General features: G+C 56.3%; 11 protein-coding genes and 4 pseudogenes. 8 read left to right on the top strand and 7 right to left on the bottom strand.

The window, feature by feature from the left end; genetic code table 11:
* Positions 1 to 75: 75 nt before the first annotated feature.
* From LRS56_06305 to LRS56_06295, 3 genes and pseudogenes are all read right to left on the bottom strand, one after another.
* Complete coding sequence (locus LRS56_06305; GenBank protein WDU64114.1) at positions 76 to 1344, bottom strand: four-carbon acid sugar kinase family protein; 1269 nt, start codon at positions 1342 to 1344, stop codon at positions 76 to 78.
* Between the two features lie 116 nt (positions 1345 to 1460).
* Complete coding sequence (locus tag LRS56_06300) at positions 1461 to 2486, bottom strand: isocitrate/isopropylmalate dehydrogenase family protein (GenBank protein WDU64113.1); 1026 nt, start codon at positions 2484 to 2486, stop codon at positions 1461 to 1463.
* Positions 2486 to 2532, bottom strand: a pseudogene (locus LRS56_06295) (hypothetical protein). Before LRS56_06295 ends, LRS56_06300 begins: the two are co-directional and overlap by 1 nt.
* A gap of 255 nt (positions 2533 to 2787) precedes the next feature.
* On the opposite strand from LRS56_06295, the gene rraA reads away from it, so the two are divergent.
* Positions 2788 to 3270 (top strand): ribonuclease E activity regulator RraA, encoded by a 483-nt coding sequence (gene rraA / locus LRS56_06290; GenBank protein ID WDU64112.1) that lies wholly within the window; start codon positions 2788 to 2790, stop codon positions 3268 to 3270.
* Here the strand turns inward: rraA and LRS56_06285 are convergent.
* Positions 3263 to 4200 (bottom strand): annotated as a pseudogene (locus tag LRS56_06285) (GntR family transcriptional regulator). The gene rraA and the pseudogene LRS56_06285 sit on opposite strands and share 8 nt — an antisense overlap.
* A gap of 231 nt (positions 4201 to 4431) precedes the next feature.
* Here LRS56_06285 and LRS56_06280 point away from each other — a divergent pair.
* The 5 genes from LRS56_06280 to LRS56_06260 all read left to right on the top strand — a co-directional run bounded on the left by LRS56_06280 (position 4432) and on the right by LRS56_06260 (position 8736).
* Complete coding sequence (locus LRS56_06280; GenBank protein ID WDU64111.1) at positions 4432 to 5091, top strand: arylsulfatase; 660 nt, start codon at positions 4432 to 4434, stop codon at positions 5089 to 5091.
* Positions 5092 to 5121: 30 nt separating this feature from the next.
* Positions 5122 to 5910, top strand: a complete 789-nt coding sequence (locus LRS56_06275) for a TIM barrel protein (protein ID WDU64110.1) — start codon at positions 5122 to 5124, stop codon at positions 5908 to 5910.
* 130 nt (positions 5911 to 6040) lie between these two features.
* On the top strand, positions 6041 to 6784 hold the full coding sequence (gene phbB, locus LRS56_06270) for an acetoacetyl-CoA reductase (GenBank protein WDU64109.1): 744 nt from the start codon (positions 6041 to 6043) through the stop codon (positions 6782 to 6784).
* Positions 6785 to 6902: 118 nt separating this feature from the next.
* A complete protein-coding gene (locus tag LRS56_06265; GenBank protein ID WDU64108.1) occupies positions 6903 to 8237 on the top strand; it encodes a CitMHS family transporter in 1335 nt (444 codons plus the stop codon).
* 280 nt (positions 8238 to 8517) lie between these two features.
* Positions 8518 to 8736 (top strand): hypothetical protein, encoded by a 219-nt coding sequence (locus LRS56_06260; GenBank protein WDU64107.1) that lies wholly within the window; start codon positions 8518 to 8520, stop codon positions 8734 to 8736.
* Positions 8737 to 9269: 533 nt separating this feature from the next.
* On the opposite strand, the pseudogene LRS56_06255 reads toward LRS56_06260, so the two are convergent.
* Positions 9270 to 9759, bottom strand: a pseudogene (locus LRS56_06255) (transporter substrate-binding domain-containing protein).
* Between LRS56_06255 and LRS56_06250 the strand changes: the two are divergent.
* Both LRS56_06250 and LRS56_06245 read left to right on the top strand, forming a co-directional pair.
* Positions 9757 to 10859 (top strand): annotated as a pseudogene (locus LRS56_06250) (MFS transporter). The pseudogenes LRS56_06255 and LRS56_06250 sit on opposite strands and share 3 nt — an antisense overlap.
* 62 nt (positions 10860 to 10921) lie before the next feature.
* On the top strand, positions 10922 to 12250 hold the full coding sequence (locus LRS56_06245; GenBank protein ID WDU64106.1) for an OprD family porin: 1329 nt from the start codon (positions 10922 to 10924) through the stop codon (positions 12248 to 12250).
* A 142-nt stretch (positions 12251 to 12392) separates the two neighbouring features.
* On the opposite strand, the gene LRS56_06240 is transcribed toward LRS56_06245, so the two are convergent.
* Both LRS56_06240 and LRS56_06235 read right to left on the bottom strand, forming a co-directional pair.
* Entirely contained in the window at positions 12393 to 13361 is a 969-nt protein-coding gene (locus LRS56_06240; protein ID WDU64105.1) for a GGDEF domain-containing protein, read from the bottom strand.
* Positions 13340 to 14116 carry a CHASE domain-containing protein gene (locus tag LRS56_06235; protein WDU64104.1) on the bottom strand — a complete coding sequence of 259 codons (777 nt, stop codon included), beginning with the start codon at positions 14114 to 14116 and terminating at the stop codon, positions 13340 to 13342. The genes LRS56_06240 and LRS56_06235 overlap by 22 nt, the downstream gene beginning before the upstream one ends.
* Positions 14117 to 14124 lie beyond the last annotated feature (8 nt).

Below are 14124 nucleotides of genomic sequence, written 5' to 3'. Positions count from 1 at the left end.
GCGCTGATTGTCAGCGCCCTCCTTCAAGCCAAATACAAAAATATGCGGGCCTGGAGGGCGCCCTGGCTGGGCAAATCACGGCGCGCAGGCCAACGCCTTCTCGAAGAAATCGACGGTACCAAAATTTCCGGATTTCAGCGCCAGAGCAACCAGGTCATCCCGCAAGCCGAGTGTCCATGGCACACCCGGGTCAATCGTTGCGCCGATTCTCAGCGCCTTGACCTGGAGAGCCTTGACCACCGCACCGGACGTTTCGCCACCGGCCACCACCAGTTTGCGTACACCCATTTCGTACAGGCCAACCGCAACCGCGGACAGGGCGTCTTCCATGAGTTGACCCGCGGCTTCCACACCAAGCTTTTGCTGGGCGAGTTTGACAGTCTCTGGCTCTGCGCTTCCGTAGATCAAGACAGGGCCCTTTTGAACCAGGTCCTTGGCCCACTCAAGTGCTTCAGCGACTTGATCGTGACCATTGGCCAAGAGCAGTGGGTCGAGTGAGAAACTTGGATGTTTTTTTTGCCAGTGTGCGACCTGACTGTTGGTCGCCACTGAACAACTGCCGGAAACAACAGCGCCCAGACCTTGGATGGCGGGCAGCGCCGAGGCGGCCGCACCGTCTCCGAGCAAACCTGTACGACGAAAATTGTCGGGTAGACCCAGCGCCACGCCGGAGCCACCGGTAACCAGTTTATGGTCCGCAACAGCCTCGCCGATCGCATACAGATCCTCATCGTCGATCGCATCGACGATGGCATAGCCCTGGCCCTGGGCCGCAAGGTTTTTGAAGGCCGTTGAAATGGCTTGTGCACCTTTGTTCACGACCGAATGCGCAACGAGTCCTACTGGCTTGCGCGTCTGCTGTTGCAGCACTCGAACCAGATTGGAGTCGGTCATGGGCGTCAACGGATGATTGCGCATGCCGGATTCGCTCAGCAACTGCTCGCCAACGAACAAGTGGCCGTTAAAGATCGTGCGTTTGTTTTCCGGAAATGCAGGACAGGCTACCGCAAAGACAACACCCAAGGCATTGGCGAGGGCGTCGGCGACAGGACCGATATTGCCCCGGGAGGTCGAATCAAACGTCGAGCAATACTTGAAAACAAATTGTTGGCAGCCCGTCGCGCGCAGCCACTCCAGCGCGTCGAGCGACTGAGCGACAGCCTCTTCGGGACTGATGGTGCGGCTTTTCAGAGCAATCACCACCGCATCAATGTCATCCGGCAAGGGCCCCTCGGGCACTCCGATCACTTGCAGCGTTCGCATCCCACCCCTGACAAGCGTACTGGCCAAGTCAGTACCGCCCGTAAAATCGTCTGCGATGCAACCGAGTAGTAAGTGACTCACTGTTCTCTCCTCGCGCCCCTCCCTTGGTTACCTCAAGGAAGAACAGGCATTCTCTTGTTTTAACCGCGCAACACTCCGGACAACGGGCGGCATGACCGGCATGCCGCCCGAGCCGATCAGCCCAGGATGACCTTGGCGACCGCTTCGCCAAACGCCTTGGTGCCGAACGAACCACCCAGGTCCGCGGTACGTTGCTCTGGGTTCTTCAGCACCGCGTCGACCGCCTTGTCCATTGCCAGGCCCGCATCGATCAAGGCATGGCTGTCATGATGTTCACCCATCCATTGCAGCAACATGCCCACCGAAAGAATCATCGACACCGGGTTGGCTTTGTCCTGGCCGGCGATGTCAGGCGCAGAACCATGTTGGGCCTGGGCGCAGCAATGAATGTCGCTAGCCATCATCGAACCGGCCAGCCCCAGGCTGCCGGACAACTCGCTCGCCAGGTCGCTGATGATGTCGCCGTAGAAGTTCGTCGCCACCAGCACGTCAAAACGCTCGGGGTTACGCACCAGGTGTGCCGTCGAGGCATCGACCAACAGGTCGTCCAGCTCGACTTCAGGGAAGTCCTTGGCCACGTTACGCACGCACTCCAGGAACAGGCCGTCGGTCATGTGGAAGCTGTTGGCCTTGTGGATGGCGGTGACCTTCTTGCCACGCTTCATGGCCAGTTCAAAGGCACGGCGAGCGATGCGGTCGCTGCAATGACGAGTGATCTTGCGCGTCGACAGGGCCATGTCCGGGGTCGGCATCACTTCGCCCCAACCTCGGCTCATGTTGCGGTCCGGGTAAAAGCCTTCCGTCGCTTCGCGCATGATCACCAGGTCCATCGTCTTGCCTTCCTTCATGTTTGAAGTCAGGAACGGACGGGTACGCGCAGGACGCACGTTGGCGTACAGGTCCAGGCCGATACGGAAGCCGGCGGAGACGTTACGACCGCCCTTCTCCGGCACCGGATAATCGGCGTGGGACTGAGTACCCAGAATGATGCCCTCGTAGCCCTTGGCCTTTTCCAGCACTTCTTCACGCAAGGTGGTGCCGTATTTTTCAAGGCTGGTGAAACCAACGTCGTCGTAATCGAACGCCAGGCCCAGATCGAATTTTTTTGTTGGCGGCTCGCAGGACCGACATCGACGACTCAACGATTTCCGGACCAATACCATCACCAGGAAGAACCAAAATACGCATCGAACACCCCTTGCTTATTGTTGAGCTGATTTTCTGGAGCCGGTGCGTCAGGCACCGCCTCGATTTATGTATACCGTAAATACAAAGTACAATATTGGCGAAGCGAAGTCCCTAAATGATCGCTGCCGTTCATCACGACCTGTCCGGCAGTATCGTTTTCGCCTTCGCAAGATTGCATTTTATTGCATGAATATTCAGATTGTGCAACCTTTGTGCCCACGACCACCCTCTACCCGGAATCAAGAGACTCAGCCCATGACTGTCAAAACATCTGACCTGTGCGATCAGTACCCGGACACCATTCGCGTCCTGGCCCCAATTTTCAGCGACTTTGGCGCTAAGAATGACTTCGAAGGCCGCGCCTTCACCCTCAAGTGCTTTGAAGACAATTCCAGCATCAAGGAGATAAGCAGTCTGCCGGGCCATGGCAGGGTGCTGGTTGTCGATGGCGGGGGGAGTGATCGCTACGCGCTGTTCGGCGATGTGATCGCAGAAGACCTGGTGAAAAACGGTTGGGCCGGCGTTCTGATCTACGGTTACATCCGGGATAAAGCGGCCCTGCGCACTATGCCAATCGCCATCAAGGCGCTGGGCACCTCGCCGCGTAAGACTGTCAAGCGTAACGAGGGGCAGATTGCAGTCACGGTGGAGTTCGCCGGGCACGCCATCGCAGATGGCGATCAGTTATACGGCGACGATGACGGCGTGGTGCTACTGAACGAGCCGCGCGCTAACTGACAACCGAGACCTCAAGGCTGCGCTGGTGCTCCAGCTCATCCTTGGCCTCTTTGTCGGTTTTTTGCCGGCCGACGACATCGAGGTGATTGCGCAGAAACTCCGCGGCAGCTTCTCGCTGCCCACTTTCAATGAGGTCCAGTAGATGGATGTGTTCCTTGCACTGGTTGATCAACCGAGGTCGATCGACGTTGGCCTTGTAGGCCATGAATCGACGCAGCTGGTTTTGCCGGCGAATAGCTTCGAGAAAAAAAGCATTGCCAGAGCAACGGACCACCAGTTCATGAAGCTGCGCGCCCACTTGGAAAAGCTGCGATCGCGAAAGGCTGAAAATATCGCCATCCAACATCTTTTGCTGGACCTCCCGGGCCTTTGCAAACGCTACCTTGTCCACCTCGTAGCCTGGCTCCAATACGGCGGCAGGCTCGATCGCCATTCGAAAACGGTAACTCTGGATATGCGCCTTGGAGTCATGCAGGAAGCTGTTGATCTCCCACCCCTGCCCTGGCTTGCGCTCAATCATCGCTTCATTGGCCAGTCGATTCAGGACCTTCATGAGCTGCCCTCTCGGCACCTCGTACTTGCGCATCAGCTCGGCTTCAAAAAACGTCGTCGGGATATCGCCGCGAAGTACATCGTCGACCACTCGCAAGTAAAAGTCTTCGAATGGGTCGACTTCCAGGGGAGCTTCCGGCTGTCGATTCCTCGCGCATCCGTCGTCAGAAAATAGCCCCGATTCGGTTCCTTGGTGGCGAGCCCCAACTCAGCCAGCAAAGCGAAACCTCGGCGGATGGGCGAACGGGAAACCCCCAACTCCTTGGCAAAAGACTCCTCGCGCAGTGGATCACCGGCGCGCATCGACCTGGCTCTAGCCATATCAATGATCTTGGGAGCCAACTGCTCGGCAAGGTCTTTTTTTATTTTGGGCTTCATTTTGGATTGTTCGCCCGCCAATGGTGATTGAGGAATCGATTCTGCTGAATTCATGGAAACCGGCTATCCGAGGAAGATGGCGTCAATTGCGAGGATCCTGGGGTAGAGCCTTGCTCATCCCTGACCATCCCTTGAAAGAAAAATAACACACCTATTGCACATCAACACGCCGCTGAGATGTCGCGATATCACCGGCTATCAACTTGATCGACCACAACCTGAGGTTACGTCATGACCGCACCACGCATTTATTTGATCCATGCAACACCGGTATCGATTGCTCCCATAACTGAAGCTTTCACACGGCTTTGGCCCGAGGCCAAGCTGGTCAATCTGTTGGAAGACTCGCTTTCCGGCGATTTGGCAGACGCGGGCGAACTCACCCCGGCATTGAACGAGCGCTTCTTGAAACTCGCCACCTATGCCGCGCAATCGGGGGCTGACGCCATCTTGTTCACCTGCTCGGCATTCGGTGACGCCATCGACCTGTGCAAACGCTCCCTGAACATTCCCATCCTCAAGCCGAACGAAGCCATGATCGAGCAAGCCATTGAGCGCACGTCAAAGATCACCATCCTGGCGACCTTCCAGCCAGCCATTACTTCAATGACTGAAGAGTTCCAACGCTATGCAAAGCAACAAGGCGTTGCGCTGGAACTGACGACCCACGTTTGCCCCGGAGCATTCGATGAATTGCGAAAGGGTAACGTTGATCGCCATGATGCGTTGATCGCCGATTCGGCGCGAACGCTGACGAACAGCGAATTGCTGTGTTTCGCACAATTCTCAATGACCAGCGCAGCACAACAGGCCAGCCAGACGAGTGGCCTTGCCGTGTTGACCACGCCTGACAGCGCTGTACTGAAGCTGCGTGGCCTGCTGGACGCTTGAAGCCGTCATAAAGATTCCGGAGCTACACGCATGATCAAGTTAAACGCACATATTGGTTTCCAGTTTACGGAACTGCCTTTTTTGGAACGATTCTGCGCTGCCGCAAAATCAGGCTTTCGAGCGGTCGAGTTCCCCTCGCCCTATGAATACGAAGCGACACAAATTGCGGGGCTTCTCGATGAATATCACCTTCAGATGGTGCAATTTTCCGCACCAACTGGCTCCACAAGGGGGACCACCGGCATTTGCTCCTCGAAGCAAGCGTTCCTGGCAGAAATCACCCAAGCCGTCCAATACGCAAAGACCCTGGACTGTAAAATGCTTCACCTGATGTCGGGTGTATCACTGCCTGAACCCGAGGTGATTGCCGACAGCGGCCTTTACCGGCGCAATCTGAGGTACGCGGCAGACTTCCTGGCCGACGAAGGTATTGAACCCCTGATTGAGGTCATCAGCTCAACTGAGGTTCCAGGTTATCTCATGAGTCGCTTCGACTTTGCCGAGCAAATGCTTGAGACGATTCCCAATCTGGGCCGGATCCTGGACACCTACCACACGGAGTTGCTTGGCGAGGACTGTCTGCGAAAGCTGAATCAGTGGTGGCCGCGAGTGAGCCATATCCAAGTGGCCGACTTCCCGGGCAGACATGAACCGGGGACTGGCACTATCGATTTTCCCAAGCTGCTTTCCCTGCTCGAAGACCATGCTTATCAGGGCTGGGTGGGATGCGAGTATCGCCCTCATACCTCCACACTCGAAGGCCTCGACGGTTTAAGGAGAACCCTAAAGCCCAGCCCGCTGGAAGATGAACGTTGGTAAGAAAACGTTTCTTTTTGCAGAAATTGTACCGCGTTACCTTGCAAAACAATTTGGAGTGGAGTTTATTAGGACCAGTAGCCTGATGGCTGCACGCAATGCTCCCAACAAAAAACACAACAGGAGTGAACGCATGACCAAGAAAATCGCATTTGTGACTGCTGGCATGGGAAACCTCGGCACAGCAGTCTGCCAGCGTCTGGCGCGGGACGGCTTTACCGTCGTCGCGGGCTGCGGGCCTGATTCCCCATTGAAGGACACCTGGCTGGCCCAACAAAAGGCACTTGGCTTTACCTTCATTGCATCGGAAGGAAATGTGGCGGATTGGGACTCCTGCCGCCAAGCCTTCGAGCAAATCAAGAAAAATGTCGGCCCCGTGGATGTTCTCATCAACAACGCCGGCACTGCCCGAAACGTCGTGTTCCATGACATGCAGCCCAACGACTGGACTACTGTCATCGATACCAACCTCAACTCGCTGTTCAACGTGACCAAACAGGTTATCGATGGCATGGTCGGGAGAGGCTGGGGACGGGTCATCAATATCTCGTCGGTAAACGCCCAGCTGGGTCATGTGGGCCAGGTCAACTACTCCACCGCCAAGTCCGCCATCCGGGGCTTCACTCGCGCATTGGCACGAGAAGTCGGGCCTCGCGGCGTCACGGTGAATACGGTGTCCCCTGGCTACATCGAGACAGCCAAGCTCAAGTCCGTCACAACCACCGAAGTCATGGATCGCATCATTCAGGACATTCCGACTCGACGACTCGGAACACCTGAGGAAATTGCCTCCGTGTGCGCCTGGCTTGCATCCGATGAAGCCGGATACGCCAACGGTGCCGACTTCTCGCTCAACGGTGGCCTTCACATGAGTTGATACCCGTGTGAGACTCAGCGGCAACCCGCTGGATCGACCCAAAATACAGCGGGAACCTTGATGCGCTTTGAGCGCAGATCCCATAAAAATAATTGTACTTTACGTCAAGGTGATACAAATGCTTTCACTACTCGGCTACGGCATGATCGTGACCTTCATGGCGCTGATCATGACCAAGCGGTTGTCACCCTTGGTAGCCATGACAACAGTTCCGATCGTATTCGCGCTCCTGGCGGGATTTGGCCCGGACATGGGCAATATGATGATCGACGGTCTGAAAAAAGTGGCTCCGACCGCGGTCATGGTGATGTTCGCAATCCTCTACTTCGGCGTGATGTTCGATACGGGTCTGTTCGATCCGATCATTCGCAAGTTCATCAAGTTGATCAACGGCGACCCGATGAAGGCCGTTGTGTTTGCCGCACTGTTGGCCGGTTTGGTATCGCTGGATGGCGACGGTTCCACCACCTACATGATTACCGTCACTGCGATGCTGCCACTGTTCAAGCGTCTACGACTGGAGCCACTATCGCTCACTTGCGTGGTGATTCTTGCAGCGAGTGTGACCAACCTGCTGCCGTGGGGCGGTCCACTGGCGCGTGCCGCGGCGTCCTTGCAGGTCGATACATCCGAACTGTTCATCCCGCTCATTCCCGTCATGGTGGTCGGCTTCCTTGGCGTGCTGGCACTGGCTTACTTCATCGGTATTCGCGAGCGTCAACGCTTGGGCAAACTGCGCTTGTCGGTGAGTGCCGCCGCCACCGTCTTTGATGATGAGTCAGATGGAAGCTTGCCATCCATGTCGGATGAAAATGCCGAGCTGCGTCGCCCAAAACTGTTCTGGTTAAACGCCAGCCTGACAGTGGGATTGATGGCCGGGCTGGTGACGGAGGTGTTACCCCTCTCCATTCTATTCATGGTCGCGTTCTCCGTTGCCCTGGTGATCAACTATCCACACATGAACGATCAGCGTCGCCGCATTTCCGCGCATGCTCCGACCGCTTTGAACCAGATCGCGATCTTCCTGGCAGCCGGTATCCTGGCGGGCATTCTGTCCGGCACCGGCATGGTCAATGCAATGTCGGCGAGCTTCCTGGCCATGCTGCCCGCGACCTGGGGCCCTTACATGGCACCGATCACCGCGCTAGCGAGTATTCCGGGCACGTTCTTTATGTCTAACGACGCCTTCTACTATGGCGTATTGCCGGTCCTCGCCAAGGCTGCCGAGGTGTATGGCATCACTCACGCGGAAATCGGCCGCGCTTCGCTGGTGGGTCAACCAGTCCACTTGCTCAGCCCCCTCGTGGCCTCGACCTACCTGCTCTGTGGCTTGGCCGGCGTGGAGTTCAGCGACCATCAGAAATACACCATGAAATGGGCGTTCGCGCTGAGCTTCCTCATCTTGCTCGCCTGTCTGCTGCTGGGACTGTTCCCATTGGCGGCGGGTGTCTGACGAAAACACGCCAGCTCTGCATATCAACGTTACGCAATAACAACAAATCCCGGAGACAGAAATGTCTCTGGGATTTTGTTGAGTACGTTCAGTACGACCATGAGGCTTTGACTCGGAAAAAAACCGGTAGATCAAACGTCGGTTGGACATTACCGCACAGTTGAGCACAATCCGATGATGGCCCGTCGCCGAGCGGAGCGCTTTATGCCCGACATCGCTCCAGACAACGATGACTCTAGTCAACGACTTGCAGCAATACTTCCAGGATCAACAACCGTAGTTGAACCAGGAACTGGATCTTCAACAGGTGGCCAAGGCCTGTGACATCGACTTAACTGCTGAATCGGCTGAAAGATTCTCCGTTGAAGTGCTCGAACATTCAGCAGTGCATTTAACGCCGGGGCATTTTTCAGGCACAAAAAAAGCCACTCATCTGAGTGGCTTTTTTCTGAATCTTGGAGCGGGAAACGAAACTTGTATCATGCATCCAACCAGTTGAAATATAAGGGTTTTATTTTCTTTCTGAAGCAGGAAAAGACTCGATTCTGGGGTATTTCAAGAGCGGAAAACGGCGTAATTCTAAGCAAGACTATTGGATTCTATCCAAAGCCAATGGACGAACGATCATCAAGCTGGGATCAGGGTGACCTGATGGCCCACGCGTAACGAGATTTCGCGACCACCAAGATAAACGTCTTGCTCATGTCCATCCGCAGTCCTGATCCAGTTTTTACCCTCGACGTATTTACGCGGTTCGCCGATCCTTTACGGCTCAACATTGCACCGCGCGCGATCTCGATTCAGCAATGAAACTGTCGTAGGTGAAGGTGTGTATCTCTGCTCCTTGAGGTGAAGACGTCCGATGGGTATTGAACGGGAATTTACATCAGCAGTAAATGCCGTTGAATGGCGGTCACCCGGTTCTGAGGGCAACGGTGTGGGAGCAAACATCAGGCATGATAAAACCCGGCGCTGGAGTTCTCGCCGGGCTTTTTCAGCTCGCCATTGCTCAGCAATGGAGGTTCATCGGACTCAAGGCAACGGATCGAACTTCAAGCTGCTGAGGCTCTGCACTTTATCCTCGCGCACCATTTTGTACTCAGTGTTTGGGCCGATCCAGCGATCCCAGATTGCATCGATCTCCCCGGCTTTCTCCATTGCCGCCAATGACTCGTTGACCTTGGCGAGGAACGCCGGTTCATCCCTGCGCATGCCCGCGCCAATCGGCTCGAGCGCCATCGGCTCCTTGGCAAGCGCCAATTCGATACCACTGGCCCTGGCTTGATTGACCAGCTTCAAGGCGGTCATGGTGTTGGTCACCAGGCCCACGACCTTGTTCTGCTGCAAGGCCATGTAGGCCGAGCGAGCCAGTGTCCTGGAACGTCACCGGAGTGGCCCCGGCAATTCGGATCGACTGCTCGGAGGTCGAGCCTTTGGTGGAGCTGATGCGCTTGTCCTTGAAGAAGCTTTTCGGCTGATCGGCATTCGCCGCTCGCACCACCAGGGTTTCCTTGGCGATGTACTCAGTGTGGTCAACGCCATCGGGCCAAGGTGGGCGGTTATCTGACGGGGGCTTACGGTTGGCGCTCGGTGTTCTACATCAATCTGCCGCTGGGCTGCCTGGCGCTGTTCTTTGCCTGGCGTTACTTGCCTTATTACCGCCCGCTTCAACAAACGAAGATCAGCCTCGACTGGCCCGGCGCCTTGCTGATTGCGCTGGCGCTGGGCAGCCTGCAATTGTTCGTCGAGTGGCTGGGGCATTCCAGCCTGATGCTGAGTGCCGCGCTGGGTTTGAGTTGCATCGTGGCAACTCTCGCCTTATGGCGCTGGGAACGCCGCTGCCAGCACGCACTACTGCCAGCGGCGTTACTCGGGTTGCCGAGCATGCGCCTGCTGTTTGTGCTGTCGATGGCGGCCGGGGCGATCATGTTTTCGTTGTTGTTCTATCTGCCGCTGTTGCTGCAAGGCAGCTACGGCTACTCGCCGCAAGATGCCGGCCTGTTGATTACGCCACTCGCGCTGAGCATCACCCTCGGCGCCATCGTCAACAGTCGGATCGTGACTCGTTTGCGCAATCCGAACCTATTGCCACTGTGCGGTTTTGTAGCGCTGCTGCTGGCGTGCCTGGGCTTGGCCATTGCCGGGCGAAGTGCTTCATTCAACGCGTTACTCGGCTTGATCCTGCTGGCAGGTCTTGGCCTGGGTTTCATCCTGTTGAACCTGACGGTCTTCACTCAAACCCTCGCCGAGCGTCAGTTTCTAGGGATCGCTACTGCACTGACCCAATCGCTGCGCCTGGTAGGCGGCTTGCTTGGAACCGCCTCGATGGGCGTGCTGGTCAGCCTGCTTTACAGCGCCAACCTGCAACGACTGTTTATCGCCCAAGGGCACGCTGACGGACTGGCGTTGTACGCCGACCCACAGGTCCTGTTGCGCCCCGATGCCGCCCTGCTCCAACACCCGCAATGGCTGAACCTGGCCCGCGATGCCCTGGCTCAGTCGGTGGGCGTCGGCTTGCTGCTCTGCGCCGGCCTCGGCGTGTTGGCACTGTTCATCCTGTACCGCTTGCCGCCCGTAAGACTGAACGTCTTACCGGCCACCGTCGCTCCTGAAAAACAATAAAAACTCTACAGCCGCTTTTGACTGCCTCTCACAACACTCAATAACTCATGGGGATGACTCCGATGGAGCTTTTCAATCGCGCACCTAAAGTAGTGGCCGGCATTTGCGGCCTGATCATCGCTCAACAAGGGTATGCCGCAGGATTGGTGGAAGACAGCAAGCTCAGCGTGCTGGCCCGCAACTTCTTCAGCAATGCCGACAACCGCAGCGGCGCCGCCGACCCCAACTACACCCAGGAATGGGGTCAGGGCTTCATCGCCAACTTCCAGTCCGGTTTTACCCAAGGCACGGTCGGTTTCGGCGTGGACGCTATCGGCATGTTCGGCGTCCGCTTGGACTCTGGCAAAGGCAGGCACTACAACCCGCAAGGCACGGCGTTCAACGGCAACGTCTTCCCGACCGACAACGGGCGTGCCGTGGATGAGTTCGGCAGCCTGGGCCTGACGACCAAGGCAAAGTTCTCCAACACCGTATTGAAATACGGCACGCTGGTGCCGATGTTGCCGGTGGTGATGTCGACTGACCGGATGCTTCAACAGACGTTCAACGGCGGACAAATCGAGTCCAAGGACCTGGAGAACTTCACGTTCACCCTCGGCCAGTTGGAGCATGTCAAAGGCCGCGGTTCGAGCAACCAGATGGGCATGTCGATTCCCGGTGCAAACAATGCGCAAACCGGCGAGTTCGTGAACAAGTTCTACTACGGCGGCGTGGATTACAAAGCCACCAAAGACCTGATGTTGCAGTACTACTACGGCAACCTGCAGGACTTCTACAAACAGAACTTCCTGGGTCTCAAATACGATATGCAGGTCGGCCCCGGCACACTGCGCACCGATTTGCGGCACTTCGACAACCGCTCCGACGGCGCCAACGGCCATGATCCCGATTTCTACACCTTCGGCTACAACGGCGATGGCGTCACCAAAGGCAAAGTCGACAGCCGCCTGGACAGCGCGCAATTCACCTACCTGGTGAACGGCCATACGTTCTCCGCCGGCCTGCAGCAAGTCAGTGGGGACAGTGATGCGGTCTGGCTGAACCAGGGGGACGGTTCGACAGCCTACTTCATGACGGAATCGATGATCGGCAAATTCCAGCGCGCCGGGGAAACCACTTGGCAGGTTCGGTATGGCTATGACTTTGCGAAAGTCGGAATTCCCGGCCTGAGCTTCCTGGGCATGTACGAAAGCGGCTCGAACATCCGCACCCCCACTGGCGACAAAAGTGAATGGGAACGCAACCTGACAGTGAGCTATGTGGTACAGCAAGGGCCGCTCAAGGACCTGAGCATCGCTCTGCGCCACGCCTCACTGCGTACCGGAGTATCTACACAGCGGGACAGCGATGAGCATCGGGTGATCATCAGCTATCCGATGAACATTCTGTAAGGCGTTGAGGCCCGGCGTTACGCCGGGCTTCCATTTGTTCATCACGCCACGACGCAAACCAGCGCCCCTCAGCACGGAGGCGCCTCTGACGCCCCGCTCAAGACCTGCTTACTAACACCCTGTTGTTCGGTGTCTCGTCACGCTACGCACGAGTGAACAACCACTCGGTCTCGCCCGTCGGCCTTGGCCTCATAGACCGCATCATCAACTCGCTGAGCAAGTGATCAAGCGACTCCCACGTCTGCCATTCAACCACTCCAAAGCTGCAGGTCACGTGGCCGACATCTGCGAAAGAGCCAGCCCCAATAGTCTGTCTCAGTTTTTCCGCCATCTGGCCAGCGGCGCCAAGCGTCGTGTTCGGGCAAATCAAGATGAATTCTTCCCCACCCGTTCGGCACAGAATATCGCTGCTACGCGTCGTTGAGCGAATCATCTGACTCAGTTGCCTGAGCACTCGATCGCCTTGGAGATGACCAAAACAATCGTTGATTCTCTTGAAGTGATCGATGTCAAACATCACCACGCAGAGGGCCAAGGCACCGTCCCTCGACTCGATCAGTAAACGCGCCATGGACTGCTCAAAGTAACGGCGGTTATAAACGTCGGTTAAATAATCCGTGGTACTGAGTCGCACGAGCTCTCCCGTCCTCTCCTCAACCAGAGAGACTGCCCGCGCACGCTGACTGATCAGTAAGTAGATGACCAGCGTCAGCAGCAACGTCAGGCAGCCGCCGGCAGCGGCAACGCGATAGAGGTTTAGATGATTATCGTTGAGGCGCAGAAAATTCCTGGTCGCACTCAATTTGAGCGTGTAACTACGGTCGGCGAATGTCAGCTTATGCTGGGCGTAAAGTTGCGAACCTACCGCCGGTTCGCGACTGCGATACACCTCTTTTTCGTGTTGATCAGCGTCGTTCACTGTGAGTACAACGTTCAGATACTCCAAGCTGGACACCGGAATATTTTGCTCCATCAAGAAGCTCACTTGCATCGTTGCAAGCGCGAAACCTCGCAGGCCGTCATCACCCGTTTTCTTTAATTCGTCGTCAAATACCGGAGCGACGAAGAAGATAACGGTTTGCCCATTCATCATAACCAACGGCTCGGACACCGCCATCTTCTGGGACGCCGGGCTTGTTGCAGAAGAGCCAAGCGACCAGGACGCGAAACAATGTCCATACCTGGGCTAACGGTCGCGTCGGTGTAATCGTGCGCGACCAAATAGAGAAGAATGAAATGTTCGGGACGACTCTGAATCGGCACCCTTCCGCGAGTTGCAGGGTCGCGCTCGTGCAATGAAACATCGCTCACGCCATCAGACAGCGCCTTGGCGCGCAGATCGTCCAGGCCCTGTTCCGAAACGCGCTGCAGCCATCCGTAACTTTCGCCTTCATTGATTAACGGCGTCACAAACCAACGAAACTCCTTATCAGTCACATCGTCGGCGTTGATAAAGAATCGTCGGAGGCTGTCCAACTGAAGGGTCTGAATGACAAAGCGCCGTTGAATACGGCTCACTCGCTCATCCACCGCAAAATCAAAAGGCCTCTTGATTGCGGCTTGATTTAACTGGTCAGTGATCGCACAAACAGCGGCAGTGACAGGCATACCTAGCGCCAACACCACAGCACACAAAATGCCATCTGCGAAGGAAATCGCCCGATAGCTACGACACACCGCCGATAGGTTAATCATTTTTCCGGCAAGAGTTGAATGAGACAGACGCGGTGTCCGGATACGCTTCTGGAATCGCGGTACGAATTCTACCAGTGCTAATATTACATCGCCATTACGCGCCGATAGGTGAGCGCTTGCTTGCGCTGGGCTTTGCAATGAATCGCAGCTCAATACCGCTGGCTGCGCCAAGCACGTAC

Origin of the sequence: Pseudomonas poae, from assembly GCA_028869255.1 — a bacterium.
Classification (GTDB): Bacteria; Pseudomonadota; Gammaproteobacteria; order Pseudomonadales; family Pseudomonadaceae; genus Aquipseudomonas; species Aquipseudomonas poae_C.
This window is presented reverse-complemented; position numbering and strand designations above follow the sequence as displayed.